This window comes from Ramlibacter sp. (assembly GCF_050250995.1).
Taxonomy (GTDB): domain Bacteria; phylum Pseudomonadota; class Gammaproteobacteria; order Burkholderiales; family Burkholderiaceae_C; genus Ramlibacter.
Genome location: NZ_JBFWNP010000066.1, coordinates 1 through 24,869, shown reverse-complemented (window position 1 = coordinate 24,869; position 24,869 = coordinate 1). Strand labels below are relative to the sequence as shown.

General features: G+C 67.8%; 23 protein-coding genes, 1 tRNA gene and 2 pseudogenes. 6 read left to right on the top strand and 20 right to left on the bottom strand.

Annotated features, from left to right (window positions below; translation table 11 throughout):
* The 4 genes and pseudogenes from AB7E83_RS25675 to AB7E83_RS25660 all read left to right on the top strand — a co-directional run.
* A pseudogene (locus AB7E83_RS25675) lies at positions 1–219 on the top strand (hypothetical protein); the annotation flags it as partial.
* A 7-nt stretch (positions 220–226) separates the two neighbouring features.
* Entirely contained in the window at positions 227–757 is a 531-nt protein-coding gene (locus AB7E83_RS25670) for a hypothetical protein (RefSeq protein WP_428573899.1), read from the top strand.
* 56 nt (positions 758–813) lie between these two features.
* Positions 814–3,336, top strand: a complete 2,523-nt coding sequence (locus AB7E83_RS25665; RefSeq protein ID WP_428573897.1) for an FtsX-like permease family protein — start codon at positions 814–816, stop codon at positions 3,334–3,336.
* Positions 3,336–4,388 carry a lipocalin-like domain-containing protein gene (locus tag AB7E83_RS25660; RefSeq protein WP_428573895.1) on the top strand — a complete coding sequence of 351 codons (1,053 nt, stop codon included), beginning with the start codon at positions 3,336–3,338 and terminating at the stop codon, positions 4,386–4,388. Before AB7E83_RS25665 ends, AB7E83_RS25660 begins: the two co-directional genes overlap by 1 nt.
* 69 nt (positions 4,389–4,457) lie before the next feature.
* Here the strand turns inward: AB7E83_RS25660 and AB7E83_RS25655 are convergent, their stop codons facing one another.
* On the bottom strand, positions 4,458–5,315 hold the full coding sequence (locus AB7E83_RS25655) for an EamA family transporter (protein WP_428573893.1): 858 nt from the start codon (positions 5,313–5,315) through the stop codon (positions 4,458–4,460).
* A gap of 44 nt (positions 5,316–5,359) precedes the next feature.
* Between AB7E83_RS25655 and AB7E83_RS25650 the strand changes: the two genes are divergently transcribed.
* Entirely contained in the window at positions 5,360–6,145 is a 786-nt protein-coding gene (locus AB7E83_RS25650; protein WP_428573891.1) for a gamma-glutamyl-gamma-aminobutyrate hydrolase family protein, read from the top strand.
* Between the two features lie 61 nt (positions 6,146–6,206).
* Here AB7E83_RS25650 and AB7E83_RS25645 read toward each other — a convergent pair whose 3' ends face one another.
* Complete coding sequence (locus AB7E83_RS25645; protein WP_428573889.1) at positions 6,207–6,758, bottom strand: hypothetical protein; 552 nt, start codon at positions 6,756–6,758, stop codon at positions 6,207–6,209.
* A gap of 86 nt (positions 6,759–6,844) precedes the next feature.
* On the opposite strand from AB7E83_RS25645, the gene AB7E83_RS25640 reads away from it, so the two are divergent.
* Complete coding sequence (locus tag AB7E83_RS25640) at positions 6,845–8,656, top strand: ABC transporter transmembrane domain-containing protein (protein WP_428573901.1); 1,812 nt, start codon at positions 6,845–6,847, stop codon at positions 8,654–8,656.
* A gap of 58 nt (positions 8,657–8,714) precedes the next feature.
* Here the strand turns inward: AB7E83_RS25640 and AB7E83_RS25635 are convergent, their stop codons facing one another.
* The 18 genes and pseudogenes from AB7E83_RS25635 to AB7E83_RS25550 form a co-directional block, all read right to left on the bottom strand.
* The gene (locus AB7E83_RS25635; protein WP_428573887.1) at positions 8,715–9,167 is read right to left on the bottom strand and encodes a DUF1178 family protein; all 453 of its coding nucleotides are present in this window, start codon (positions 9,165–9,167) and stop codon (positions 8,715–8,717) included.
* An 85-nt stretch (positions 9,168–9,252) separates the two neighbouring features.
* A complete protein-coding gene (locus AB7E83_RS25630; protein WP_428573885.1) occupies positions 9,253–9,852 on the bottom strand; it encodes an NUDIX domain-containing protein in 600 nt (199 codons plus the stop codon).
* Positions 9,849–11,336, bottom strand: coding sequence for an NADH-quinone oxidoreductase subunit NuoN (gene nuoN, locus AB7E83_RS25625; protein ID WP_428573883.1), 1,488 nt, complete (start codon positions 11,334–11,336; stop codon positions 9,849–9,851). Before nuoN ends, AB7E83_RS25630 begins: the two co-directional genes overlap by 4 nt.
* Positions 11,337–11,349: 13 nt before the next feature.
* A complete protein-coding gene (locus tag AB7E83_RS25620; protein ID WP_428573881.1) occupies positions 11,350–12,819 on the bottom strand; it encodes an NADH-quinone oxidoreductase subunit M in 1,470 nt (489 codons plus the stop codon).
* Between the two features lie 13 nt (positions 12,820–12,832).
* On the bottom strand, positions 12,833–14,881 hold the full coding sequence (gene nuoL, locus AB7E83_RS25615) for an NADH-quinone oxidoreductase subunit L (RefSeq protein WP_428573879.1): 2,049 nt from the start codon (positions 14,879–14,881) through the stop codon (positions 12,833–12,835).
* Positions 14,882–14,906: 25 nt separating this feature from the next.
* Complete coding sequence (nuoK, locus tag AB7E83_RS25610; protein WP_428573877.1) at positions 14,907–15,215, bottom strand: NADH-quinone oxidoreductase subunit NuoK; 309 nt, start codon at positions 15,213–15,215, stop codon at positions 14,907–14,909.
* Positions 15,212–15,895: an NADH-quinone oxidoreductase subunit J gene (locus tag AB7E83_RS25605; protein ID WP_428573875.1), complete on the bottom strand. Its 684-nt coding sequence runs from the start codon at positions 15,893–15,895 to the stop codon at positions 15,212–15,214. Before AB7E83_RS25605 ends, nuoK begins: the two co-directional genes overlap by 4 nt.
* 36 nt (positions 15,896–15,931) lie before the next feature.
* On the bottom strand, positions 15,932–16,450 hold the full coding sequence (gene nuoI, locus AB7E83_RS25600; RefSeq protein WP_428573873.1) for an NADH-quinone oxidoreductase subunit NuoI: 519 nt from the start codon (positions 16,448–16,450) through the stop codon (positions 15,932–15,934).
* 2 nt (positions 16,451–16,452) lie between these two features.
* Entirely contained in the window at positions 16,453–17,535 is a 1,083-nt protein-coding gene (nuoH, locus tag AB7E83_RS25595) for an NADH-quinone oxidoreductase subunit NuoH (RefSeq protein ID WP_428573871.1), read from the bottom strand.
* Positions 17,532–19,742, bottom strand: a complete 2,211-nt coding sequence (gene nuoG, locus AB7E83_RS25590) for an NADH-quinone oxidoreductase subunit NuoG (RefSeq protein WP_428573869.1) — start codon at positions 19,740–19,742, stop codon at positions 17,532–17,534. Before nuoG ends, nuoH begins: the two co-directional genes overlap by 4 nt.
* The gene (gene nuoF / locus AB7E83_RS25585) at positions 19,739–21,073 is read right to left on the bottom strand and encodes an NADH-quinone oxidoreductase subunit NuoF (protein WP_428573867.1); all 1,335 of its coding nucleotides are present in this window, start codon (positions 21,071–21,073) and stop codon (positions 19,739–19,741) included. Before nuoF ends, nuoG begins: the two co-directional genes overlap by 4 nt.
* Positions 21,070–21,555 (bottom strand): NADH-quinone oxidoreductase subunit NuoE, encoded by a 486-nt coding sequence (nuoE, locus tag AB7E83_RS25580; protein ID WP_428573865.1) that lies wholly within the window; start codon positions 21,553–21,555, stop codon positions 21,070–21,072. Before nuoE ends, nuoF begins: the two co-directional genes overlap by 4 nt.
* Complete coding sequence (locus AB7E83_RS25575; RefSeq protein WP_428573863.1) at positions 21,552–22,805, bottom strand: NADH-quinone oxidoreductase subunit D; 1,254 nt, start codon at positions 22,803–22,805, stop codon at positions 21,552–21,554. Before AB7E83_RS25575 ends, nuoE begins: the two co-directional genes overlap by 4 nt.
* A gap of 3 nt (positions 22,806–22,808) precedes the next feature.
* Positions 22,809–23,426: an NADH-quinone oxidoreductase subunit C gene (locus tag AB7E83_RS25570; RefSeq protein WP_428573861.1), complete on the bottom strand. Its 618-nt coding sequence runs from the start codon at positions 23,424–23,426 to the stop codon at positions 22,809–22,811.
* Positions 23,423–23,902, bottom strand: coding sequence for a NuoB/complex I 20 kDa subunit family protein (locus AB7E83_RS25565; protein ID WP_428573859.1), 480 nt, complete (start codon positions 23,900–23,902; stop codon positions 23,423–23,425). The genes AB7E83_RS25570 and AB7E83_RS25565 overlap by 4 nt, the downstream gene beginning before the upstream one ends.
* A gap of 34 nt (positions 23,903–23,936) precedes the next feature.
* Positions 23,937–24,305 (bottom strand): NADH-quinone oxidoreductase subunit A, encoded by a 369-nt coding sequence (locus AB7E83_RS25560; protein WP_428573857.1) that lies wholly within the window; start codon positions 24,303–24,305, stop codon positions 23,937–23,939.
* Between the two features lie 174 nt (positions 24,306–24,479).
* A tRNA-Leu gene (locus tag AB7E83_RS25555) sits at positions 24,480–24,564 on the bottom strand.
* 100 nt (positions 24,565–24,664) lie between these two features.
* Positions 24,665–24,869, bottom strand: a pseudogene (locus tag AB7E83_RS25550) (hypothetical protein); the annotation flags it as partial.

The window sequence follows — 24,869 nt, the reverse complement described above, 5'->3', positions numbered from 1 at the left end:
GCCTGCTCCGACACCCGCTCCGACGCCCGCTCCGACGCCTGCACCGACGCCCGCTCCGACGCCTGCACCGACGCCCGCTCCGACACCCGCTCCGACACCCGCTCCGACGCCCGCGCCGACGCCTGCTCCGACGCCTGCTCCGACACCCGCGCCGACGCCAGCACCGACGGCCGCCCCCACGCCTGCTCCGACGCCGAGCGCAGCATCGGGATCGGGTGATCCGCGCGTGGACGAGCCGACCGCGGCGCCGGCGCCCACACCGGTGCCTGCACCGGCGCCTGCACCGGTCGCCGCGCCTGTGGTCGCTCCGACACCGCCGCTGCAGGTTCCGAGCGCGCCCGCGCCTTCCCAACCCGTGCAGGCGCCCGTCCCCGACACCAGCACCTTCGTGTCACTGCTCGTGACCGAACCCGCCCCCACCCGGTCGAATGCGCTCGATGAACTCGTCACCGGAGAGACCCAGAGCTTCATGCAACGCACGGCGTGGCTCCCCTCGAAGGCCTCCAGCGTCCTCGCACGCAACACGTCCGCGGCCCTCCAGTGCGACGCTGGCTCCGGCGCCACGACGTCCGCTGCCGCAGCCGCCCCGTCGAGCGGGCCTGCGATGAGCTTCGGCGGCGGGGGCGGGGGTGGCATGGCTACCGTTCCACGCGCGGTCATGGGCGCGCCCGCCGCGACGGGCGCGGACGCCTGCGACGCCGACGGCTCCGCAAGCGGCGGCGCGGCGTGCCGTCCGCAGCGCGGAGGGCGACGCTAGAAGGCTGGGCAACCAGCGATCGGCCACGCCGTCCGCGCTTCATGCAAGATGCGCGAGTGACTTCCTGGCTCCGCGCTTTCTCCTGGCCCGAACTGCGCCATCATCCCTGGCGCAACGCCGCCGCCGTGCTCGCCGTGATGCTCGGCGTGGCGCTCTCGTTTTCCGTGCATCTCATCAACGCCTCCGCGCTCGACGAGTTCTCGAGCGCGGCGCGCGCCGCAAGCGGGCAGCCCGACGTCGAACTGCGCGCGGTGCAGGGCGGCTTCGACGAGCGGCTGTTCGCGCAGGTCGCGGGCGAGCCGCAGGTCGCGCTCGCAAGCGCGGTGGTGGAGTTGCAGGCGCTCGCGCAGTCGAAAGACGGTGCGCGCCAGCCGCTTCGCGTGCTCGGCATCGACCCGCTCGTGGCCGCCACGCTCTCGCCGACGCTGATGCCGGCGCCGGCCGAAGGCAGCGGGCGGCTCGCCATGTTCGCGCCGGGCAACGTCTTCCTCAATCCGGTCGCGCGCACCCAATTCGACGGCGAGACCTTGCGCGTGCAGGTCGGTCTCGCATGGCGCGAGCTTCGCGTGGCCGGCAGCGTGGCGGCCGCGGGCGGTGCGATGGCGGTGATGGACATCGCCGCCGCGCAGGAATTCTTCGGCCGCACGGGCCAGCTCACGCGCATCGACATCCGCCTGAAGCCCGGCGTGTCGGCCGATGCCTTCCTGCGCACCTTGCAGCTTCCTCCGGGCGTTCGCGCCGCGCGGCCCGGCGACGCCCAGCAGCGCGTCGACCAGCTTTCGCGGGCCTACCGCGTCAACCTCACGGTGCTCGCGCTCGTCGCCTTGTTCACCGGCGCGTTCCTCGTGTTCTCCGTGCTGGCCCTGAGCGTCGCGCGACGTGCGCCGCAGTTCGCGCTGCTCGGCGTGCTGGGCATGACCGCGCGCGAACGCTCGCGCCTCGTGCTTGCCGAGTCCCTGCTGCTCGGCGTCCTCGGCAGCGTTGCCGGCATCGCCCTCGGCGCGGGTCTCGCCGCGCTCGCGCTGCGACTGCTCGGCGGCGACCTCGGCGGCGGCTACTTCCCGGGCGTCGCGCCGCACCTGCAATGGAACACGCCGGCCGCGCTCGTCTACGGCGGACTCGGCGTGATCGCCGCGGCCGTGGGTGGCGCGTGGCCCGCGCGCGCCGCCGCGACGCTGCCGCTCGCCCAGACGCTCAAGGGACTCGGCGCCGTCGCAGCGCCCTCTCGCCTGCGCTTCGCGGGTCTAGCCTGCATGGTCGCCGCCGTCCCGATCGCCTTGCTGCCGCCGGTGGCGGGCCTGCCGATCGCCGCCTATGTCTCCATCGGCCTGCTCCTCGTCGGCGGCATCACCGCCCTGCCGCTGGCGGTGGGCGCGCTCTACGACCGCCTCGCGCCGCTCGTGGCGCACCGCCTGCTGCCCCTGCTGGCCGTCGAGCGTGCGCGGCGCGTGCGCGCCACCGCGGCGGTCGCCGTGAGCGGCGTGGTCGCCGCGCTCAGCCTCGCCGTGGCCCTGACGGTCATGGTCGCGAGCTTTCGCGAATCGATGACGCGCTGGCTCGACGTGCTGCTGCCCGCCGATCTCTACCTGCGCACCGCCGGCTCCGCGGCAGCCGGCGAGACCGCCTTCCTGCCTCCGGAGTTCGCCGCGCGTGTCGCGGCGCTGCCCGGCATCCGTTCCGTCGTCACCCAGCGCTTGCGGCCCCTGCAGTTGCAGCCGTCGCTTCCCGCCGTCACCCTGCTCGCGCGGCCGCTCGGCGATGCGCACGCCACGCTGCCCCTCGTGGCCGGCCCAGCGGCCGTGCCCGACGGCGCCGTGCCGATCTACGTGAGCGAAGCGGTGGTTGACCTGTACGGCGCGCGCCTCGGCCAGGACTTCCCTGCCCTGCGCGACGCGTTCGATGGCGCGAGCGCGCAGCGCTTCGCGGTCGCGGGCATCTGGCGGGACTACGTGCGCCAGACCGGCGCGGTCGTGATGGATGCGCAGGACTACCGGCGGCTCACCGGCGATGCGCGCGCGAACGAGCTGCACCTGTGGCTGCACCCCGGCGCCGACGCGGCCGCGGTGCAGCAGTCCGTGCGCGAACTGGCGAAGCGCGAAGGCGCGGGCGACGGCATCGACCTCGCCTCGGCGCAGCAGTTGCGCTCGATCTCGCTGCGCATCTTCGACCGCAGCTTCGCCGTCACCTACTGGCTGCAGGCGGTCGCCATCGGCATCGGCCTCTTCGGCATCGCGGCGAGCTTCAGCGCGCAGGTGCTCGCGCGCCGCAAGGAGTTCGGCCTGCTCGCGCACCTCGGCCTGACGCGGCGGCAGATCCTCGGCGTGGTCGCGGGCGAAGGCGCGGCCTGGACGCTGGTCGGCTCCCTTGCGGGCCTCGCGCTCGGCCTGGCCGTCGCCGTGGTGCTGGTCCACGTCGTCAATCCGCAGAGTTTCCACTGGACGATGGACTTGCTCGTGCCGTGGCTGCGGCTCGCGCTGCTGTGCGTGGCGGTCATCGTCGCCGGCACCGTGACCGCATGGCTCGCCGGCCGCGCGGCCGCGGGGCGCGATGCGGTGCTGGCGGTGAAGGAGGATTGGTGATGCTGCGCCGGCACGCGATTCTCGCTTCGACCGCCTTCGCATTCGCACGCACCGCGTTCGCCCTGCCGCCCGCCGTCCTCGCGTTTCCGCGCGACCACGGCGCCCACCCGGACTACCGCACCGAGTGGTGGTACATCACGGGCCACGCCACGGCGGGCTCACGCGAGTTCGGCTTCCAGGTGACGTTCTTCCGCTCGCGGGTCGACGAAACGCAGGCGATGACCTCGAAGTTCGCGGCGAAGCAGCTCGTGTTCGGGCATGCCGCCGTCACCGACCTCGAAGGCCGCAAGCTGCACCACGACCAGCGCATCGCTCGGGAAGGCTTCGGCGTCGCGACGGCGGCGCAAGGCGATGCGCGCCTGAAGCTGCGCGACTGGTCGCTCGAGCGCGGCGCGGACGGCACGTGGCACGCGAACATTCCCGCCGCGGGCTTCGCGCTCGACCTGCGGTTCGCGGCGACGCAACCCGTGTTGCTGCAGGGCAGTCAGGGGCTGTCGCGCAAGGGGCCCGAGGAAGCGCAGGCGAGCTACTACTACAGCCAGCCGCAGCTCGCGGCGAGCGGGCGCATCGCATTGAATGGACGCACGTTCGACGCGACCGGACGCGCCTGGCTCGACCACGAGTGGAGCGAGTCGCTGCTGCATCCCGAGGCCGTGGGCTGGGACTGGATCGGCATGAACCTCGACGACGGCAGCGCACTCACCGCGTTCCGCCTGCGCCGCCGCGACGGCACGGCGCTGTGGGATGGCGGCTCGTTCCGCACCGCCGAGGGCAAGGTGTCGATCGCGCCGTCGGGCAGCACCCGGTTCGTTCCGCGCCGCCGATGGACGAGCCCGGCGTCGCGCGCCACCTACCCGGTCGAGTGGCTGCTGACCACGGCTTCGGGCGTCTACACCGTCAAGGCACGGCTCGACGACCAGGAGCTCGACAGCCGCGCCTCCACCGGCGCGATCTACTGGGAAGGGCTCGCCGATCTCTACGCGCGCGACGGGCGGCGGATCGGGCGCGGGTATCTGGAGATGACGGGCTATGCGGGGGCGCTGAAGCTGTGACTCGCGTCATCCCCGCGGAGGGCTTCGGGAGCCCTGGATTCCCGCCTTCGCGGGAATGACGGCCTTGCCCTAGCCCAGCCGCAAGGCAATCACTCCCGCCACGATCACCGCCGTCCCCAGCGCGCGCCGCTTCGTGAACGGCTCGCGCAGCAGCCACGTGCCGAGCAAGGCGGCGAAGAGCACCGAGGTCTCGCGCAATGCGGCAACCACGGCGACGGGCGCCTTCGTCATCGCCCACAGCGCGATCGCATAGGACGCGAGCGACGCGGTCGACCCCAGCGCCGCGAGCGGCGCGCGTCGTCGCACATACGGCAGCGACACCCGCCAGCCGCGCCGCGTCAGCACCGCGACGCCATAGGGCCAGCCGTTGAAGACGAAGAGCGCGGTGACGTACTGCAGCGCCGTGCCGCCGTCGCGCACCGATGCGCGCACGCCAAGCGCATCGACCACCGTGTAGAGCGCGATGCACACCGCATTCGCCAGCGCGAAGGCCACGGCACGCGGCCGTTCCATCGCGTGGCGGGACAGGCCCAGCACGAGGACGCCCGCGCAGATGCCCGCGACACCCGCCCATCCCAGGGTCGGCAGGTACTCGCCCACCGTGACGCCCGACGCCAGCGCGACCAGCAAGGGCGCCACGCCGCGCATCAGCGGATAGGTCAGCCCGAGGTCGCCATGCTTGTACGCGCCCGCGAGCGCCGTGTAGTAGCCGATGTGGATGACGCAGGATGCCGCGATGAAGGGCCACGCACCGCGCGGCGGCGCGCCGACGAGCACGAGCAGCGGCAGGAACAGCAGCGTGCCCACGATCTGCATCACGGCCGTGTCGAGCGCCTTGTCCGCGCTCGACTTCACGAGCGCGTTCCAGCTCGCGTGCAGCAGCGCGCCGAACAGCACGGCGGCGATGATCGGGCCGGTGAGCGTCATGTGAGAACCCGTAACGATGCGACTCGTCGTATTCTTCCCGAATCATGGATCGCCGCATCGACCGCCCCGACCGCCTGCGCATCGGCATCAGCGCCTGCTTCTTCCATCCCGACACGACGCGCAAGGCCGCGCCTTCGAAAACGCTGCTGTGGATCGAGCAGTCCACCGCGCACTGGGTGATGTCGGCCGGCGCGCTGCCCTTCATGATTCCCTCGCCCACCGGCGAGACGGCGCGCGGCGATGTGAGCGTGCACGACTATGCGCAGGCGCTTGATGGCCTCGTCATGCACGGTGGCGTCGACCTCGCGCCGGGCAGCTATGGCGAGTCGCCGCTGCACCCGGAATGGTCCGGCGACGCGCTGCGCGACGCGTACGACATGGCCCTGCTGCGCGCGTTCGAGGCCGCGGGCAAGCCCGTGTTCGGCATCTGCAGGGGGTTGCAGCTCATCAACGTCGCGCACGGCGGCACGCTCTACCAGGATATCGCGACGCAAAAGACCGGCTCGCTGACGCACCGCGACGCCGACGCCTACGACCTGAATTTCCACGAGGTCGAGATCCTGCCCGGCACGAAGCTGGAACGCCTGCTCGGCGAGCGGCGGCACCGGATCAACAGCGTGCATCACCAGGGCATCAAGGACCTCGCGCCCGGCTTCGAGGCCGAGGCGATCTCACCCGACGACGGTGTGATCGAGGCGATCCGCCACCGTGGGGATGCGTGGGTGGCCGCCGTGCAGTGGCACCCGGAGTTTCATTTTCCGCGGCTGGGGGTGGTGGACGATTCGGCGCTGCTGCACGATTTCCTGGCGGCGGCGCGGGCCGCCCGGTGACAAGGCGTCAGAGCGCCGTCCTCCGAAGCAGGCGTCAGAGCGCCGTCCTCCGAAGCAGGCGTCAGAGCGCCTGCGCCATCAGCGTTTCGCGAAGCGCCTGCGCCTTGGCCTCGTCGTAAGCGCCCTCCGCGCGGGCAAGCACGTTGCCTTCGCGGTCGAGCACGAGGATGGACGCGAATTCGGCCGTGAGACCGGTGGCGCGCGCGAACTCGGCGCGGTCGACGAAGAGCGGCACCATGCGCTCGCGTTCGCCGCTCGGGCGGTCGCGGGCGAGCAGGCGGTCGAGGATGGCTTCGCGGCCGTGGGCGTGCCCAGGGTCGTCGATCACGGGAAGCTTGACCCAGGCGATGCCGCCCTGGTCGCGCAGACGCAGGCCTTCGATCCAGCTGCGCGCATCGTGGCGCTGGTGGCTCGCGAAAACGACAACGGCCAGGGTGCGGGCGGCGGGAAGTTCCTGGGGAAATTTCAGCGTGCGCTGGTCGAGGCTCTTGGTGGCGAGCGTGGGCACGCGGCCGAGCATCACCGACTCGCGCGGCCCGGCAACGGCGAGCGTGACCGCCGCGGCCACCGCGGCCATCCAGCCCGCCACAGGAAGCAGGATTCTTGTTTTCATTCGCTTCTCCCGAGAAGCGAGAAGTGTTCCACATCCGTCGGACGGCATTGATTCCTTTTTGTAAAGGTACAGTCCGCCCCATGGCTATGCCCTCCGCTCCCGCCCCCTCGCCCGCCCGCGCCGCCCTCGCCGCCGCACCGATCAAGGGCGAGCCGCAGTCGCTCTCGGGGCTGTTGCCCTTTCTTCGCCCCTACCGCGCGCGCATATCGCTCGCCGTCGCCTTCCTGCTGCTCGCCGCCGGCGCGACGCTGCTGTTCCCCATCGCGCTGCGCGAGATGATCGATGGTGGCCTCGCGGCCGCCGGCCACGGCGAACGGCTGCTGGCCTTGCGCGGGCATTTCCTCGCATTGTTCGGGGTGGCGGTGGCGCTCGGCCTCGCCTCGGCGGGCCGCTACTACATGGTCAGCACGCTGGGCGAACGGGTCACGGCCGACCTGCGCAACGCCGTGTACGCGCACGTGCTGGAACAAAGCCCGGAGTTCTTCGAGACCACGCAGACGGGCGAGGTGCTCTCGCGCCTCACCACCGACACCACTTTGGTCCAGACGGTGGTGGGCTCCTCGTTTTCGTTGGGGCTTCGCAACGCGGTGATGGGCATCGGCGCGCTGGCGATGCTCGTCTACAGCCACCCGTACGTGATGGCGCTCGTGCTCCTCGCCGTGCTGCTGGTCGTGCTGCCGGCGGTCACGTTCGGCCGGCGGGTGCGCCGGCTGTCGCGGGCCAGCCAGGACCGCGTGGCGGATTCCTCGGCCATCGCGGCGGAGGTGCTGAATGCGATTCCGGTGGTTCAAAGCTACGCGGCGGAAAAGCGCGAGGCCGCCCGGTTCGACGAGGCGACCGAAAACGCCTACCTCACCGGCGTGCGCCGCACGCGGGCGCGCGCGATGCTGATCGCCTTCGTGATCATCGCGAATGCGGCGCTCATGCTGTGGGGCCTCTACCAGGGCACCCAGGCCGTGATCGCCGGCAAGCTGAGTGCGGGGCAGCTCGGGCAGGCCGCACTCTACGTCGCGATCTTCGCGGGCGCGGTCGCGGTTCTCGGCGAGGTGTATGGCGATCTGTTGCGTGCTGCAGGCGCCACGGAGCGGCTGATGGAGCTGCTGGCGAGCCGATCGACCATCGCGTCGCCTGCGTCCCCCGCCGCCGCGCCCCCTCCAGCGGGAGGCAGTGCCGTGGCATTCGAGGCGGTGCGCTTTCACTATCCGTCGCGGCCGGCCACGGCGGCCCTGCAGGACTTCTCGCTGGTGGTCGGCGCGGGCGAGACGGTGGCATTGGTCGGCCCGAGCGGCGCGGGCAAGAGCACGGTGTTCTCGCTGCTGCTGCGCTTCTACGATCCGGCGCAGGGGCGCATTGCGGTGGACGGTGTGCCGATCCGCGAGTTCGCGCTGCAGGACCTGCGACAGCGCATCGGCCTCGTGCCGCAGGAGCCGGTGATCTTCTCGACGAGCGCGCTGGAGAACATCCGCTACGGGCGGCCGTCCGCGACGGACGACGAGGTGGTGGCCGCGGCGCGCGGTGCTTTCGCGCACGATTTCATCCTGGCCCTGCCCGAGGGCTACGCGAGCTTCCTCGGCGAGCGTGGCGTGCGCCTGTCGGGCGGGCAGCGGCAGCGCATCGCCATCGCCCGGGCGATGCTCAAGAACCCGCCTCTGCTGCTGCTGGACGAAGCCACGAGCGCGCTCGACGCCGAAAGCGAGCGCATGGTGCAGGCCGCGCTCGAGTCGGCGATGCAGGGGCGCACGACGCTGGTCATCGCGCACCGGCTGGCGACCGTGCAGAAGGCGGACCGTATCGTGGTGATCGACCACGGGCGGATCGTGGAGGTGGGGCGCCACGACGAGCTCGTGGCGGCCGGCGGGGTTTATGCGCGGCTGGCGGCGCTGCAGTTCATGGATTGATACGCGCCCGTCGTTGGGGAGCCCTGGATTCCCGCCTTCGCGGGAATGACCTGGCCTCCTACTGCAACGGCCCCTTGAGCGCGTCCGGGATCGGCAGCGGCAGCACGCCCACGCCCTCTTCGAGCAGCGCCTGCGCCTCCTCGGCCGTCGCCTGGCCGCGGATGCCGCGTTCCTCGGTCTCGCCGTAGTGGATCTTGCGCGCCTCTTCGGCGAACTTCGTGCCGACGTCCTCGGTGTTCGCCATCACATGCCGGACCAGCTTGAGCCACGCGGCCTGCAGGGCCTGGTCGGGCGTCGTCATGACGTCCTGCTTCGGCGTCTCGGGCTTGCCGGCGGGTTTCTGCGCCCCCAGGTTCAGACGCGGCGCCGACGGCAGCTTGCCCACCTGCTTGTCGCCGCACAGCGGGCACTCGACCAGGCCGCGCGCGAGCTGCGACTGGAAATCGTCCTCGGAGCCGAACCAGCCCTCGAAGCCGTGCCCGACATTGCACTGCAGGTTGAGGACCTTCATGGCGCCGTCGCCGGGCCGCCCCGGGACGACACGGCCCGCTCGGGGGGCAGCGACGACGCGAAGTGCGTAGCGTGGAGGTTCATGGTCACAGTGTATGGGGGCGCCAGTCGAGTTTCCAAGTGCCGGAATTCACGTTCTGGAGCCACATCGCTGCCACCAGGGTCTTGGAATCCTTGACCTTGCCTTCGGCGCACCACTGCAGCAGCTCCTGCGGCGTGGCGGCGATGACCTCGATGAACTCGCCCTCGTCGAGCTGCTGCGCGCCGCGCGACAAGCCGCGCGCGAACCAGACTTCGATGAACTCGTCGGAGTAGCCGACGGCCAGCCGCATCTCGGTCGCGCGCGCCCATTCGCGGGCGGTGTAGCCGGTTTCCTCGAGCAGTTCGCGCCGGATGCAGGCGAAGCGGTCCTCGCCCGGATCGAGCTTGCCGGCCGGAAATTCGATGAGCACCTCGCGCACGGGGTGGCGATACTGGCGCTCCAGCACGACGCGGCCGTCGTCGAGCATCGGCACCACCATCACGGCGCCCGGATGCAGGATGAATTCGCGAATGCTCGTGCCGCCGTCGGGCAGGCGCACCGTCTCGCGGACGGCGCGGAGGAACTTGCCCTGGAACAGGTCCTCGCGCGCGATGGTCACCTCGACGAGGTGCGCATCGTCCACGCCCGGCAAGGAATCGCTCACGTCCCGAGCGTCTTGACGATCGCGTCCGCGCACAGCGTCATGAGCCCGCCGGGCACGATGCCGAGCAGCAGGATGAGTGCGCCGTTGAGCGACAACACGACGCGCACGTCGGCCGGCGCGGAAACCGTGGTGGCGGTGATCGGCGCGTCGAAGTACATCACCTTCACGACGCGCAGGTAGTAGAAGGCCGCCACGAGCGACATCATCACGGCGAAGATCGCGAGGCCGAGATAGAGCCCCTGCCCCGACTGCACCAGCGCCTGCAGCACGGTGAGCTTGGCGTAGAAGCCCACGAGCGGCGGAATGCCGGCCAGCGAGAACATGCAGATCGCCATGATGCCGGCGTACAGCGGGCTGCGCTGGTTGAGGCCGGCCAGGTCGGCGATCTCCTCGCTCTCGAAGCCTTCGCGCGCGAGCAGCAGGATGATGCCGAAGCTGCCCAGCGTCGTCAGGACGTAGGTCACGATGTAGAACATCGCGGAGCTGTACGCGTACTGCGCGTTGTTCGTGTTGCCGTTGACCACGCCCACGGCGAGGCCCAGCACCACGAAGCCCATCTGGCCGATGGTCGAATACGCCAGCATGCGCTTGAGGTTGCTCTGCGCGATGGCCGCCAGGTTGCCGAGCGCGAGCGAGCAGACCGCCAGCACGATCAGCATGTTCTGCCAGTCGATCGCCAGCGGGATCAATCCCTCCACGAGGATGCGGATGACGATGGCGAAGGCCGCGAGCTCAGGCGCGCTGCCGATCATCACCGTGACGGCCGTGGGCGCGCCCTGGTACACGTCGGGGATCCACATGTGGAAGGGCGCCGCGCCGAGCTTGAAGGCCAGGCCCGAGACGACGAAGACGAGGCCGAACACCAGCACCTGGTGGTTGATGCGGCCGGTGCCGACGGCCTTGAACACCTGCTCGATGTCGAGCGAGCCGGTCGCGCCGTAGAGCATCGACAGGCCGTACAGCAGGAAGCCGCTCGCCATGGCGCCGAGCACGAAGTACTTCATCGCGGCTTCGGTCGAGACGGCATGGTCGCGGCGCAGCGCCACGAGCGCGTAGCTCGAGAGCGTGAGCAGTTCCAGGCCGAGGTACAGCACGAGGAAGTTGCTGCCCGAGATCATCACGAAGATGCCCAGCAGCGCGAACATCGCGAGCGTGAAGAGTTCGCCGCCGCGCATCATGTCGCGCTGCGCCGCGTAGGGCCGGCCATAGACCAGGCACACCATCATGGCCAGCGCCGAGAAGCACTTGAGCCAGTTGCCCATCGGGTCGCTCACGACCATGCGGCCGAAGCCGTAGGTGGTGGTGCCGTCGAGCGCGTAGCTCGCGGTGAGCACGGCGACGACGCCGAGCGTCACGAGCGTGAGCACGTAGGTGAGCGTGCGCTGCGCGCTCTTCACGCCCAGGTCGACGAGCGCGATCACGCACGCCATCGTGAGCAGCAGCAGTTCCGGGTGGACGGAGAGCCAGCTGTTGGAATCGATCATTTTGGTTGTCTCTTTACAGCTTGCTGATCGCGACGTGCTTCAGGAAGTCGGCGACGGACACATTCATGATGTCCGTGAACGGCTTCGGATGGATGCCCATGTAGAGCACGGCGATGGCGAGCAGGCCCAGCATCAGGAACTCGCGGGCGTTGATGTCGGTGAGCGCGCGCACGTCGTCGTTCGCGATGGGGCCGAAGTAGACGCGCTTGACCATCCACAGCGTGTAGGCCGCGCCGAACACGAGCGCGGTGGCCGCGAGCAGGCCGAGCACGAAGTTGGCCTTGACCGCGCCGAGGATCACCATCCACTCGCCGACGAAGCCGGCGGTGGCGGGCAGGCCGCAGTTGGCCATGGCGAACAGCACTGCGAACGCCGTGAAGTTCGGCATCGTGTTCACCACGCCGCCGTAGCTCGCGATGTCGCGCGAATGCACGCGGTCGTACAGCACGCCGATGCACAGGAACATCGCGCCCGACACGAAGCCGTGCGCGATCATCTGCACGATGCCGCCGGCGACGCCCAGGTCGTTGAAGATGAAGAAGCCGAGCGTGACGAAGCCCATGTGCGCGACCGACGAATAGGCCACGAGCTTCTTCATGTCCTGCTGCACCATCGCGACCAGGCCGACGTAGATCACGGCGATGAGCGACAGCGCGATCATGAGCCATGCCCACTCGCGCGAGGCATCCGGCGCGATCGGCATCGAGAAGCGCAGGAAGCCGTAGGCGCCCAGCTTCAGCATGATCGCGGCCAGCACCGCGGAGCCGCCCGTGGGCGCTTCCACGTGAACGTCGGGCAGCCAGGTATGCACCGGCCACATCGGCACCTTGACCGCGAAGGCCGAGAAGAAGCCGAAGAAGAGCAGCGTCTGCTCGAGCGAGGACAGCGGCAGCTTGTGCCACGCGAGGATGTCGAAGTTGCCGGCCTTCGAATAGAGGAAGACCAGCGCGATCAGCATCAGCAGCGAGCCGAGCAGCGTGTACAGGAAGAACTTGAACGCCGCGTAGATCTTGTTGGGCCCGCCCCAGATGCCGATGATGAGATACATCGGGATCAGCGTCGCCTCGAAGAACACGTAGAACAGCACCGCGTCGAGCGCGCTGAACACGCCGATCATCAGGCCCGAGAGGATCAGGAACGCGCCCATGTACTGGTTCACGCGCTCGGTGATGACTTCCCACGCCGAGATCACCACGATGACCGTGATGAACGCCGTGAGCAGGATGAACCAGAACGAGATGCCGTCGATGCCCAGGTGGTAGTTGATGTGGAAGCGGTCGATCCAGGGCGACTTCTCGACGAACTGCATCGCCGAGGTCGCGCGGTCGAAACGCGTGAAGAGCGGCAGCGTGACGAGGAAGCTGACGACGGCGCCGATCAGCGCGATCCACCGCACCACGCGCGCCTGATCGTCGCGGCCCAGGGCCAGCAGCACCGCGCCGAATGCGATCGGCGTCCAGATGGCAAGACTCAGAAGTCCCATTCTTGTTCTTCTCCTACTTGCCGAGCCAGCCGGAAATCATCGGCCACGTCACGAAGTACGTCATCAATCCGATCACGCCCACCAGCATCGCGAACGCATAGTGATAGATGTAGCCGGTCTGCACCCAGCGGACCACGCCCGCGAACCAGCCGACGATGCGCGCGCTGCCGTTGACGACCGCGCCGTCGATCAGCTTCTGGTCGCCGCCCTTCCACAGGCCGACGCCCAGCATGCGCGCGCCGCGCGCGAGCACGTGCTCGTTGAACGCATCCATGTAGTACTTGTTGTCCAGCAGCTTGTAGAGCGGCTCGACGCGCGCCTTGATCTTCGCGGGCAGCGCGGGGTTCTTGATGTACATGTACCAGGCGCAGACCACGCCCGCGAGCGCGAGCCAGAACACCGGCGTGGTGAAGGCGTGCAGCGCCATCTGCAGCGGGCCGTGGAACTCGTGCTTGAGCATGCTCATGGCCGGATGCTTGTCGTGGTCGACGAAGATCGCGTCCTTCAGGAAGTCGCCGAAGAGCACCGGATTGATCGCGAGGAAGCCGATCACCACGGACGGGAAGGCCAGCAGGATCAGCGGCACCGTGACCACCCACGGCGACTCGTGCGGCTCGTGGTGTTCGTCGTGGCCATGCGCGTCGTGCCCGTGGTCGTCGTGGTGCGCGTCCGGGTTCTGGTCGAACCGCTCCTTGCCGTGGAAGACGAGGAAGTACATGCGGAAGGAGTAGAAGGCCGTCACGAAGACGCCCGCCATCACCGCGAAGTACGCGAAGCCGCGGCCCCACACCGTGGACAGGTGCGTCGCCTCGATGATCATGTCCTTGGAATAGAAGCCGGCGAAGAGCGGTGTTCCGATCAGCGCGAGCGAGCCCAGCAGCGAGGTGATCCAGGTGATGGGCATGTACTTGCGCACGTTGCCCATCCAGCGGATGTCCTGGTTGTGGTGCATGCCCATGATCACCGAGCCCGCGGCCAGGAACAGCAGCGCCTTGAAGAACGCGTGCGTCATCAGGTGGAAGACCGCGACCGAGTAAGCGGACGCGCCGAGCGCCACCGTCATGTAGCCGAGCTGCGAGAGCGTCGAATACGCCACCACGCGCTTGATGTCGTTCTGGATGATGCCCAGGAAGCCCATGAAGAGCGCCGTGATGGCGCCGATCACGATGATGAAGGTGAGCGCGGCCTCGGACAGCTCGAACAGCGGCGACATGCGCGCCACCATGAAGATGCCCGCCGTCACCATCGTCGCCGCGTGGATCAGCGCGGAGATCGGCGTCGGGCCTTCCATCGAATCGGGCAGCCACACGTGCAGCGGAAACTGCGCGCTCTTGCCCATCGCGCCGATGAACAGGCCGATGCAGATGACCGTGATCAGCTGCCAGTTGGTGCCCGGCAGGCCGAGCTTGGCGAGTTCGGACGCCTTCGCGAAGGTCTCGCTGTAGCTGAGCGTTCCCGCGAACGCGGCGATGAGGCCGATGCCGAGGATGAAGCCGAAGTCGCCCACGCGGTTGACCAGGAAGGCCTTCATGTTGGCGAAGATCGCGGTCGGCTTCTGGTACCAGAAACCGATGAGCAGGTACGAGACGAGGCCCACCGCTTCCCAGCCGAAGAAGAGCTGCAGGAAGTTGTTGCTCATGACCAGCATGAGCATCGAGAACGTGAACAGCGAGATGTAGCCGAAGAAGCGGTTGTAGCCGTCGTCCTCTTCCATGTAGCCGATGGTGTAGATGTGCACCATGAGCGAGACGAAGGTGACGACGCACATCATCATCGCGGTGAGCCCGTCGACGAGGAAGCCGATCTCCATCTTCAGGCTGCCGATGACCATCCACTCGTAGAGCGTCTGGTTGAAGCGCGCGCCATGCACCGCCACCTGCCAGAGCGTGTGCGCCGAGAGGATGAAGGCGACGAGCACGCCCAGGATCGTGAGCACGTGCGACATGCGACGGCCGATCCAGTTGCGGCCGAACGTCGTGCCGAAGATGCCCGCCGCGATGGCGCCCGCGAGCGGCGCGAGCGGCACGACGAGCAGGGTCGATGCGTTGAGGGTTGTAGCCATGTTTCTTTTTCGGGTCGAGCTGCGCTCAACCCTTCAGGGCGTTCAGTTCTTCGACGTTGATGTTGTTCTTGTTTCGGAACAGCAGCACCAGGATCGCCAGGCCGATGGCCGATTCGGCCGCCGCCACCGTCAGGATGAAGAACACGAACACTTGCCCGTGCATGTCGTTCAGGTAGTACGAGAACGCCACGAAGTTCATGTTGACCGCGAGCAGCATGAGCTCGATGGCCATGAGCAGCACGATCAGGTTGCGGCGGTTCAGGAAGATGCCGATGACCGAGAGCGCGAAGAGAATCGCGCCCAGGGTGAGGAAGTGTCCGAGCGTCAAGCTCATGCCTTGGTCTCCCCGGTGGCGGCTGCGGCGGCGGGCGAAGGCTCCGGCGGCGGCTCCGGCCGCGACGGCGGCATCTTGATGACCGTGAGGCGGTCCGCCGCCTTCACCCGCACCTGCAGCGCGGGGTCGGTGTGCTTGGAGTCCTTGCGCTGGCGCAGCGTGAGCGCGATGGCCGCGATGATCGCAACGAGCAGGATCACGGCCGCGATCTCGAGCGGATACAGGTACTGCGTGTACAGCAGCTTGCCCAGTTCCTTGGTGTTGGAGTACTGGCCCGCGGCCTGCACGGCCGACTGCGCCACCGCCGCCGTGCCCGCCGGCCGCTCCTCGCCGGTGCGGAAGCCGCCCATGAGCACCGCGGCCATTTCGAGCGCGATCAGCGCGCCGATGCTCGCGGCGAGCGGGAAGTGCTTCCAGAAATTCTTGCGCAGCGCATCGACGTTGATGTCGAGCATCATCACCACGAAGAGGAACAGCACCATCACCGCGCCGACGTAGACGAGCACGAGCGAGATCGCGAGGAACTCCGCCTTGAGCAGCAGCCAGATCGCCGAGGCCTGGAAGAAGGCGAGCACGAGGTACAGCGCCGCATACACCGGGTTGCGGCTCGTGATGACGCGGAAGGCCGCGAAGAGCAGCACCGCGGAGAACAGGTAGAACAGGCCGGTCCGGACGTCCATGGGGGGTCTTCTTCTCGAATCTTCTCGTTGGCCGTGTCAGCGATACCGGGCGTCGGCCGCCTTGCGCTCGGCGATCTCGGCCTCGTAGCGGTCGCCAACGGCGAGCAGCATGTCCTTGGTGAAGTACAGGTCGCCGCGCTTTTCGCCGTGGTATTCGAGGATGTGCGTCTCGACGATGGAGTCGACCGGGCAGCTTTCCTCGCAGAACCCGCAGAAGATGCACTTGGTGAGGTCGATGTCGTAGCGCGTGGTGCGGCGCGTGCCGTCGTCGCGCTGGTCGCTCTCGATCGTGATCGCGAGCGCGGGGCACACGGCCTCGCACAGCTTGCATGCGATGCAGCGCTCCTCGCCGTTGTCGTAGCGGCGCAGCGCGTGCAGGCCGCGAAAGCGCGGAGACAGCGGCGTCTTCTCGTCCGGGAACTGCACGGTGATCTTGCGCGCGAAGAAATACTTGCCCGTGATGCGCAAGCCCTTGAAGAGCTCCAGCAGCATGAAGGACGACAGGAAGTCCTTCAGCGAGAAGCCGGGCTGGTTGGATGCCAGTGCGGAACTCATGTTCACTTCCAGATGTTGTAGGGGGTTTGCATCCACAGGCCGACCACGACGAGCCAGACCAGCGTGACCGGAATGAAGATCTTCCAGCCCAGGCGCATGATCTGGTCGTAGCGGTAGCGCGGGAAGGTAGAGCGGATCCACAGGAACATCGTGACGACCATGAAGGTCTTGATGCCCAGCCAGATCCAGCCCGGAATCCACGACAGCAGCGGCGCCTCCACGGGCGGCAGCCAGCCGCCGAGGAACATGATCACCGTGAGGATCGAGACGAGCCACATGTTCGCGTATTCCGCGAGGAAGAACATGGCGAAGCTCATGCCCGAATACTCGATCATGTGGCCGGCGACGATTTCGGACTCGCCTTCGACGACGTCGAACGGATGGCGGTTCGTCTCGGCGAGGCCCGAGACGAAGTACACGACGAAGATCGGCAGCAGCGGGAGCCAGTTCCACGACAGGAAGTTCAGGCCCTTCTCCGCGAAGAAGCCCTTGTCCTGCTGCAGCACGATGTCGGTCATGTTCAGGCTGCCCGTCACCATGAGCACGACGACGAGCGCGAAGCCCATCGCGATCTCGTAGCTGACCATCTGCGCGGAGGCGCGTAGCGCGCCGAGGAAGGCGTACTTCGAATTCGACGCCCAGCCGGCGATGATGACGCCGTAGACCTCGAGCGAGGTGACGGCCATCAGGAACAGCAGGCCCGCGTTGATGTTCGCGAGCGCCTGTTCCGGCCCGAAGGGAATGACCGCCCACGCGGCGAGCGCCGGCATGATCGTCATGACGGGGCCGAGATAGAACAGGCCCTTGTTCGCGACGGTCGGGAGGATGATTTCCTTCGTCAGCAGTTTGAGCGCGTCTGCAATGGGCTGCAGCAGGCCGAAGGGTCCGATGCGGTTGGGGCCGGGGCGGATCTGCGTGAAGCCGATGGCCTTGCGCTCCCACAGCGTCAGGTAGGCGACGGCACCCATCAGCGGCAGCACGACGGCGATGATCTTGATCAGCGTCCAGATCACCGGCCAGCCGGCGCCGGTCCACCACGGCGCCGCGATCAGGCCATTGCCGAATCCGTAGATCGTGTCGATCATGTCCGGACTCCCGTGCCTGCCGTCTGCGCGGCGGGATCGATCTTCGAGGTTGCCTTGGCGGCGGCCATCGCGCCGTCGGAATCTTCTCCGCCGGCATTCACGGCGCGGGCATCGGCGGTGAGTTGCAGCGACGGCGCGCGGCGCACGATCGCATCGAGCCGGTAGATCGGCGCGACGACCGGATCGGCGCCCCTCGCCTGCAGGTCGATGGCCGCGCGCGTCGAGTTGCCGAGCCGCGCGCCCTGCACGAGCGGCTGCTTTGCGTCGTCCGCACCGCGTGCGACCACGAGGACTTCCTGGGCGGATTCGTAGTCGAAGCCCGGCAGGCCGAGCAGGTTGCCGAGCACGCGCAGCACCTTCCACGCCGGACGGGTCTCGCCGAGCGGCTTCACGACCGCATGGAAACTCTGCACGCGCCCTTCGGCACTCACGAACGTTCCCGGCGTTTCGGTCCAGGGGGCGATGGGCAGCAGCACGTCGCTCACGTCGAGGTTGCAGCGGAAGGGCGACAGCGTGATCACCATGTCCGTCTGCGCGAGGCCGACCGCGGCCTGAGCGCCGGCCGCCGTGTCGAACTCGGGCTCGACGTTCAGCAAAATCGCGGCCTTGAGCGCGCCCGAGAGCATCTGCTTCGCATTCAATCCGCCGGCGCCGGGCAGCGCGCCCACGAGCTGCGCGCCAACGGTGTTCGCGGCCTCGGTGAGGTAGCCGACGGTCGCGCCGGTCTGCTCGCCGATCCACTGCGCGAGCGCCAGCAGGGTCGACGCGTTCGCGTGGTGCGCGGCAGCGTTGCCTAGCAGGATGGCCTTGCGTTCGCCGGAGACGAGCGATGCGGCGATGGCCTTCGCGGCCTCGGTCGACGTGCCCTGCGCCGGCGCCTGGCCGCCGTTCGCCTCGGCGACCGCGGTGGCGACGTCGGCGAGCGCCTGCGCCCACTGGCTCGCGGGGACGATGGACTTCGCGGCGAGGCTCATCGCCCAGTCGTTGTCGGCGTCGTGGACGACCGAGACGAGCGCGCCCTTGCGCACCGCGCCGCGCAGGCGCAGCGCGAAGAGCGGATGGTCCTTGCGCAGGTTGGAGCCGACGACGAGTGCGCGCTGCAGATTGGACAGCGATGCGATCGAGGTGCCGAGCCAGCGGACGCCCTCGAACTCGCCGAACTGCGCATGGCGCAGGCGGTGGTCGACGTTCTCGCTGCCGAGCGCGCGGACCAACTGGGTGGCAAGGAAGATCTCCTCGACGGTGGCATGCGGGCTCACCAGCGCGCCGATCGCGCTCGCGCCATGATCCTGCCGGACCTGCTTCAGGCCGTTGGCCACGTATTCCAGCGCGGTCTGCCAGTCGACCGTCTTCCATTCGCCGCCCTGCTTCAGCATGGGCGCGGTCAGGCGTTCGGCCGTGTTTAGCGCTTCATACGAGAAACGATCGCGGTCGGCCAGCCAGCACTCGTTCACGTCCTCGTTCTCGAGCGGCAGGACGCGCATGACGGCGTTGTTCTTGACCTGCACGATGAGGTTCGCGCCGGTCGAATCGTGCGGGCTCACCGACTTGCGGCGGGACAGCTCCCACGGCCGCGCGCTGTAGCGGAACGGCTTGCTCGTGAGCGCGCCGACCGGGCACAGGTCGATCATGTTGCCCGAGAGTTCGGAGTCGACCGTGTCGCCGCGCACCGTGGTGATCTCGCTGTGCTCGCCGCGGTGGATCATGCCGAGCTCCATCGCGCCGGCGACCTCCTGGCCGAAGCGCACGCAGCGCGTGCAGTGGATGCACCGGCTCATCTCCTCCATGGAGATCAGCGGGCCGACGTCCTTGTGCGGCACGACGCGCTTTTCTTCCTCGTAGCGCGAGCCCGAGCCGCCGTAGCCCACGGCCAGGTCCTGCAGCTGGCACTCGCCGCCCTGGTCGCAGATGGGGCAGTCGAGCGGGTGGTTGATGAGGAGGAACTCCATCACCGACTGCTGCGCCTTGACCGCCTTGTCGCTCTTCGTGCGCACGATCATCCCGTTGGTGACGGGCGTCGCGCACGCGGGCATGGGCTTGGGCATCTTCTCGACGTCCACCAGGCACATGCGGCAGTTGGCGGCGATGGAGAGCTTCTTGTGATAGCAGAAGTGCGGCACGTAGGTGCCCGCCTTCTCGGCCGCATGCATCACCATGCTGCCTTCGGTCACCTGGACCTTCTGACCGTCGAGTTCGATTTCAATCATGGTGTGTTCACACGCTCGCCCGCGACGATCTTCGCTTCGAACTCGTGCCGGAAGTGCTTGATCATCGCGCGCACCGGCATCGCCGCCGCGTCGCCCAGCGCACAGATCGTGCGGCCCTGGATGTTGTCGGCCACCGAGTTCAGCAGGTCGATGTCCGCGGGCTTGCCGTGCCCGTGATGGATGCGGTCGACCACGCGCCACAGCCAGCCCGTGCCTTCGCGGCAGGGCGTGCATTGGCCGCAGGACTCGTGCATGTAGAAGTAGGACAGGCGCAGCAGGCTCTCGACCATGTCGCGCGTCTCGTCCATCACGATCACCGCGCCCGAGCCGAGCATCGAGCCCGCCTTGGCGATGGAGTCGTAGTCCATCGTGCAGTTCATCATGATGTCGGCCGGCAGCACCGGCGCCGACGACCCGCCGGGGATCACCGCCTTGAGCTTGCGCCCGCCGCGCACGCCGCCGCACAGCTCCAGCAGCTTGCTGAAAGGCGTGCCCAGCGGAATCTCGTAGTTGCCCGGCAGTTCCACGTCGCCCGAGACCGAGAAGATCTTGGTGCCGCCGTTGTTCGGCTTGCCGCACTCCAGGTAGGCCTGGCCGCCGTTGCGGATGATCCAGGGCACCGCCGCGAAGGTCTCGGTGTTGTTGATCGTGGTCGGCTTGCCGTACACGCCGAAGCTCGCGGGGAACGGCGGCTTGAAGCGGGGCTGGCCCTTCTTCCCTTCGAGGGACTCGAGCAGCGCGGTCTCCTCGCCGCAGATGTACGCGCCGAAGCCGTGGAAGCCGTGCAGCTGGAAGCTGAAGTTGCTGCCCTGGATGTTGTTGCCCAGGTAGCCCGCGGCGCGCGCTTCCTCGAGCGCCTCTTCGAAGCGCTCGTAGGTCTGGAAGATCTCGCCGTGGATGTAGTTGTAGCCGACGGTGATGCCCATCGCGTACGCCGCGATGATCATGCCCTCGATGACGATGTGCGGGTTGTAGTGCAGGATGTCGCGGTCCTTGCACGTGCCCGGCTCGCCCTCGTCCGAGTTGCACACGAGGTATTTCTGCCCCGGGAACTGGCGGGGCATGAAGCTCCACTTCAGGCCCGTGGGAAAGCCCGCGCCGCCGCGTCCGCGCAGCGCGGATTCCTTCATCGTCGCGATGACCTGGTCCTGCGTCAGCCCTTCGCTCAGGATCTTCTTGAGCGCCTTGTAGCCGTCCCGCGCCTCGTAGTCCTTCAGGCGCCAGTTGGTGCCGTCCAGCCCGAGATAGATCTGCGGATCGATGTGGCGGTTGTGGAAGCAGGTCTGGACGCCGGTCGCCTGGAACTGCTGGAGCACTTGCTGCGCGTTCATGCGTTCGCCCCCCGCAGTCCGTCGATCAGCTGGTCGAGCTTCTCGTTCGTCATGAAGCTGCACATCGTGCGGTCGTTGACCAGCATCACCGGCGAGTCGGCGCAGGCGCCGAGGCATTCGCTTTGCTGCAGCGTGAACATCCCGTCGGCGGTGGTCTCGCCCATCTTCACGCCGAGCTTGTGTTCGAGGTGATGCAGCGCCACCGCGCCGTCGCGCAGCTGGCACGGCAGGTTGGTACACACGTTCAGCTTGTACTTGCCGACCGGGCGCTGGTTGTACATGTTGTAGAAGGTCGTGACCTCATGCACCGCGATCGCGGGCATGCCGAGGTACTCGGCGATCTCGCGCTCTGCGTCCTTGCTCACGAAGCCCTGCTCGTGCTGCACGATCGCGAGGCAGGCCATCACGGCGGACTGCTTCTGTTCGGCGGGGTACTTGGCCACTTCCCTGTCGAAGCGGGCGCGGGTGCTGTCGGAAATCATCTGTCTATCTCTCCGAACACGATGTCCATCGTGCCGATGATCGCCACGGCGTCGGCGATCATGTGGCCCCGGCCCATCTCGTCGAGCGAGGCGAGGTGCGGGAAACCCGGCGCGCGGATCTTCAGGCGATACGGCTTGTTGGCGCCGTCGCTCACGATGTAGATGCCGAACTCGCCCTTGGGGTGTTCGACGGCGGCGTACGACTCGCCCTCGGGCACGCGCATGCCCTCGGTGAAGAGCTTGAAGTGATGGATCAGCTCCTCCATGTTCGACTTCATGGATTCGCGCGAAGGCGGCGCCACCTTGTGGTTGTCCGTGATCACCGGGCCGGGGTTGGCACGCAGCCACGCCACGCACTGCCGGATGATGCTGTTGGACTCGCGCAGCTCGTGGACGCGCACGAGGTAGCGGTCGTAGCAGTCGCCCGTCCTGCCGACGGGGATGTCGAACTCCATGCGGTCGTAGACCTCGTAGGGCTGCGTCTTGCGCAGGTCCCAGGCGATGCCCGAGCCGCGCAGCATGGGGCCGCTGAAGCCGAGGTTCAACGCGCGCTCCGGCGTGACGACGCCGATACCCACGGTGCGCTGCTTCCAGATGCGGTTGTCGGTGAGCAGCGTCTCGTACTCGTCGACGTAGTGCGGGAAGCGCTTCGTGAAATCCTCGATGAAATCGAGCAGCGTGCCGCCGCGGTTCTCGTTCATGCGGCGCATCGAACGCTCGTTGCGCACCTTGCTCGCCTGGTACTGCGGCATGCTGTCCGGCAGGTCGCGGTACACGCCGCCCGGGCGGAAGTAGGCCGCGTGCATGCGCGCGCCCGACACCGCCTCGTACATGTCGAACAGATCCTCCCGCTCGCGGAAGCAGTAGATCAGCATGTTCATCGCGCCGCAGTCGAGACCGTGCGCGCCGAGCCACAGCAGGTGGTTCAGCAGGCGCGTGATCTCGGAGAACATCACGCGGATGTACTGCGCGCGGATCGGCACTTCGATGCCCACCAGCTTCTCGATGGCGAGGCAGTACGCATGCTCGTTGGACATCATCGACACGTAGTCGAGGCGGTCCATGTAGGGCAGCGACTGGATGTAGGTCTTGGTTTCGGCCAGCTTCTCGGTCGCGCGGTGCAGGAGGCCGATGTGGGGGTCGGCGCGCTGGATCACTTCGCCGTCGAGCTCCAGCACGAGGCGCAGCACGCCGTGCGCCGCCGGGTGCTGCGGGCCGAAGTTGAGGGTGTAGTTCTTGATTTCGGCCATGGCTTACTCCGCGAACCCGCCGTACTTCTCTTCGCGGATGATGCGCGGCGTGATCTCGCGCGGCTCGATCGAGACCGGCTGGTAGATCACGCGGCCGCGCTCGGCGTCGTAGCGCATCTCGACGTGGCCGGACACAGGGAAGTCCTTGCGGAACGGGTGGCCGACGAAGCCGTAGTCGGTGAGGATGCGGCGCAGGTCGTCGTGGCCTTCGAAGACGATGCCGAAGAGGTCGAACGCCTCGCGCTCGAACCAGTTGGCCGCGCTCCAGATGCCGGTGATCGAGTCCACGACGGGAAAGTCGTCATCGGCCGCGAACGTGCGCACGCGCACGCGCTGGTTGAGGCTGATCGACAGCAGATGCACGGTCACGGCGTAACGCGGGCCGTCCCATTCGCCGGCACGGTAGTCGGAATAGTCGACGCCGCACAGGTCGATCATCTGCTCGAACCTGCAGCCATCGGCGGTCTTCAGCGTGCGGCAGACCTCGCTGTAGTTCTGCGCGGCGACGGTGACGGTCACTTCGCCGAGCTTCAGCACGACGGACTTCGCCTTGTCGCCGAGCGCGGCGACGACCGCGTCGCGCACCGACTCGGGATGGGGACTGAGGAGAGCCGTGCTCATGTTCTGGCGATCGTCTGGGTTCGGCGGATCTTCTGCTGCAGCTGGATGATCCCGTACAGCAGCGCCTCCGCCGTCGGCGGGCAACCGGGCACGTACACGTCGACCGGCACGATGCGGTCGCAGCCGCGCACGACGGAATAGCTGTAGTGGTAGTAGCCGCCGCCGTTGGCGCAGGAGCCCATGGAGAGCACCCAGCGCGGCTCGGCCATCTGGTCGTAGACCTTGCGCAGGGCGGGCGCCATCTTGTTGCACAGCGTGCCGGCCACGATCATCAGGTCGCTCTGGCGCGGGCTCGGGCGAAAGAGCATGCCGAAGCGGTCGATGTCGTAGCGGGCCGCGCCCGCGTGCATCATCTCGACCGCGCAGCACGCGAGGCCGAAGGTCATGGGCCACAGCGAGCCGGTCTTGGCCCAGTTGACGACCGAATCGACGGTCGTGGTCACGACACCTTTTTCGAGGATGCCTTGGTTCGTCATGAGGATGCTTTCTGCAGGAATGAGGGCGCCGGGATCACTCCCAGTCGAGCGCGCCCTTCTTCCATTCGTAGATGAAGCCGACCACCAGGATGGACAGGAAGATCATCATGGCCCAGAAGCCCACGGGCCCGATCTCCTTGAGCGCCACGGCCCAGGGGAAGAGGAAGGCGATCTCGAGGTCGAACAGGATGAAGAGGATGGCGACGAGGTAGTAGCGCACGTCGAACTTCATGCGCGCGTCTTCGAAGGCTTCGAAACCGCATTCGTAGGGCGAGAACTTCTGGGCGTCGGGTTTGTACACCCCGAGCAACTTGCCGACCACGTAGCCCGCGCCCAGCGAGATGCAGCCGACCGCAACGCCGACACCGAGAAAAATGAGTACCGGAAGATAGAGTTCAAGCACGTCGTCGGTTTCCGCGTCGGGTCGAAGTGGAGGACGTCGCCCGGCACACTGAGGCCGTCCGGTCGCCCGGTTCAATGTTGCGGCTCATGGCCCGCATCAATGACGCTTTCGTGCTCACGATACTGCGGTTCGTTACCGCGCCCACCTCGGCAGGCCATGTCAGTCTACGAAAAATGGTGCCGACGGTGAGACTCGAACTCACACGGGTTTCCCCACCACCCCCTCAAGATGGCGTGTCTACCAATTCCACCACGTCGGCGCTGTACTTTGGTCCGTCATCGACCGCGGGGCCGGTATGACCGCCCGCGATCATACGAGATGCATACAATCCGTGCCAGAAATTTATATCGAGAAATTGATCAGGGCGAAGTCTTCGCGGGCGGAATATTGGGGACGTCGGCGGCATCGCCATTCACCGACGGTGCTGTCGGTGGCGTTTCGCTGGCAGCCGGTGCGGCGGCCGTCGTTGCCGGTGCGGCGGGTACCGGCACGTCCGCTGGCGTCGTCGCCGGCGCATCGTTCAGCGGCGCAGGCACCGGCTCACTGGTCAGATGATCGAGCACG

What these genes read in the sequence shown, in the direction of transcription:
- nuoH (WP_428573871.1), bottom strand. Translation starts at nt 17,535, where the DNA reads ATGATCGACACGATCTACGGATTCGGCAATGGCCTGATCGCGGCGCCG.
- nuoN (WP_428573883.1), bottom strand. Translation starts at nt 11,336, where the DNA reads ATGATCGATTCCAACAGCTGGCTCTCCGTCCACCCGGAACTGCTGCTG.
- AB7E83_RS25635 (WP_428573887.1), bottom strand. Translation starts at nt 9,167, where the DNA reads ATGAAGGTCCTCAACCTGCAGTGCAATGTCGGGCACGGCTTCGAGGGC.
- nuoL (WP_428573879.1), bottom strand. Translation starts at nt 14,881, where the DNA reads ATGGCTACAACCCTCAACGCATCGACCCTGCTCGTCGTGCCGCTCGCG.
- AB7E83_RS25570 (WP_428573861.1), bottom strand. Translation starts at nt 23,426, where the DNA reads ATGAGCACGGCTCTCCTCAGTCCCCATCCCGAGTCGGTGCGCGACGCG.
- nuoK (WP_428573877.1), bottom strand. Translation starts at nt 15,215, where the DNA reads ATGAGCTTGACGCTCGGACACTTCCTCACCCTGGGCGCGATTCTCTTC.
- AB7E83_RS25650 (WP_428573891.1), top strand. Translation starts at nt 5,360, where the DNA reads ATGGATCGCCGCATCGACCGCCCCGACCGCCTGCGCATCGGCATCAGC.
- AB7E83_RS25660 (WP_428573895.1), top strand. Translation starts at nt 3,336, where the DNA reads ATGCTGCGCCGGCACGCGATTCTCGCTTCGACCGCCTTCGCATTCGCA.
- nuoE (WP_428573865.1), bottom strand. Translation starts at nt 21,555, where the DNA reads ATGATTTCCGACAGCACCCGCGCCCGCTTCGACAGGGAAGTGGCCAAG.
- AB7E83_RS25655 (WP_428573893.1), bottom strand. Translation starts at nt 5,315, where the DNA reads ATGACGCTCACCGGCCCGATCATCGCCGCCGTGCTGTTCGGCGCGCTG.
- nuoG (WP_428573869.1), bottom strand. Translation starts at nt 19,742, where the DNA reads ATGATTGAAATCGAACTCGACGGTCAGAAGGTCCAGGTGACCGAAGGC.
- AB7E83_RS25575 (WP_428573863.1), bottom strand. Translation starts at nt 22,805, where the DNA reads ATGGCCGAAATCAAGAACTACACCCTCAACTTCGGCCCGCAGCACCCG.
- AB7E83_RS25640 (WP_428573901.1), top strand. Translation starts at nt 6,845, where the DNA reads ATGCCCTCCGCTCCCGCCCCCTCGCCCGCCCGCGCCGCCCTCGCCGCC.
- AB7E83_RS25605 (WP_428573875.1), bottom strand. Translation starts at nt 15,895, where the DNA reads ATGGACGTCCGGACCGGCCTGTTCTACCTGTTCTCCGCGGTGCTGCTC.
- AB7E83_RS25565 (WP_428573859.1), bottom strand. Translation starts at nt 23,902, where the DNA reads ATGACGAACCAAGGCATCCTCGAAAAAGGTGTCGTGACCACGACCGTC.
- AB7E83_RS25620 (WP_428573881.1), bottom strand. Translation starts at nt 12,819, where the DNA reads ATGGGACTTCTGAGTCTTGCCATCTGGACGCCGATCGCATTCGGCGCG.
- nuoF (WP_428573867.1), bottom strand. Translation starts at nt 21,073, where the DNA reads ATGAACGCGCAGCAAGTGCTCCAGCAGTTCCAGGCGACCGGCGTCCAG.
- nuoI (WP_428573873.1), bottom strand. Translation starts at nt 16,450, where the DNA reads ATGAGTTCCGCACTGGCATCCAACCAGCCCGGCTTCTCGCTGAAGGAC.
- AB7E83_RS25645 (WP_428573889.1), bottom strand. Translation starts at nt 6,758, where the DNA reads ATGAAAACAAGAATCCTGCTTCCTGTGGCGGGCTGGATGGCCGCGGTG.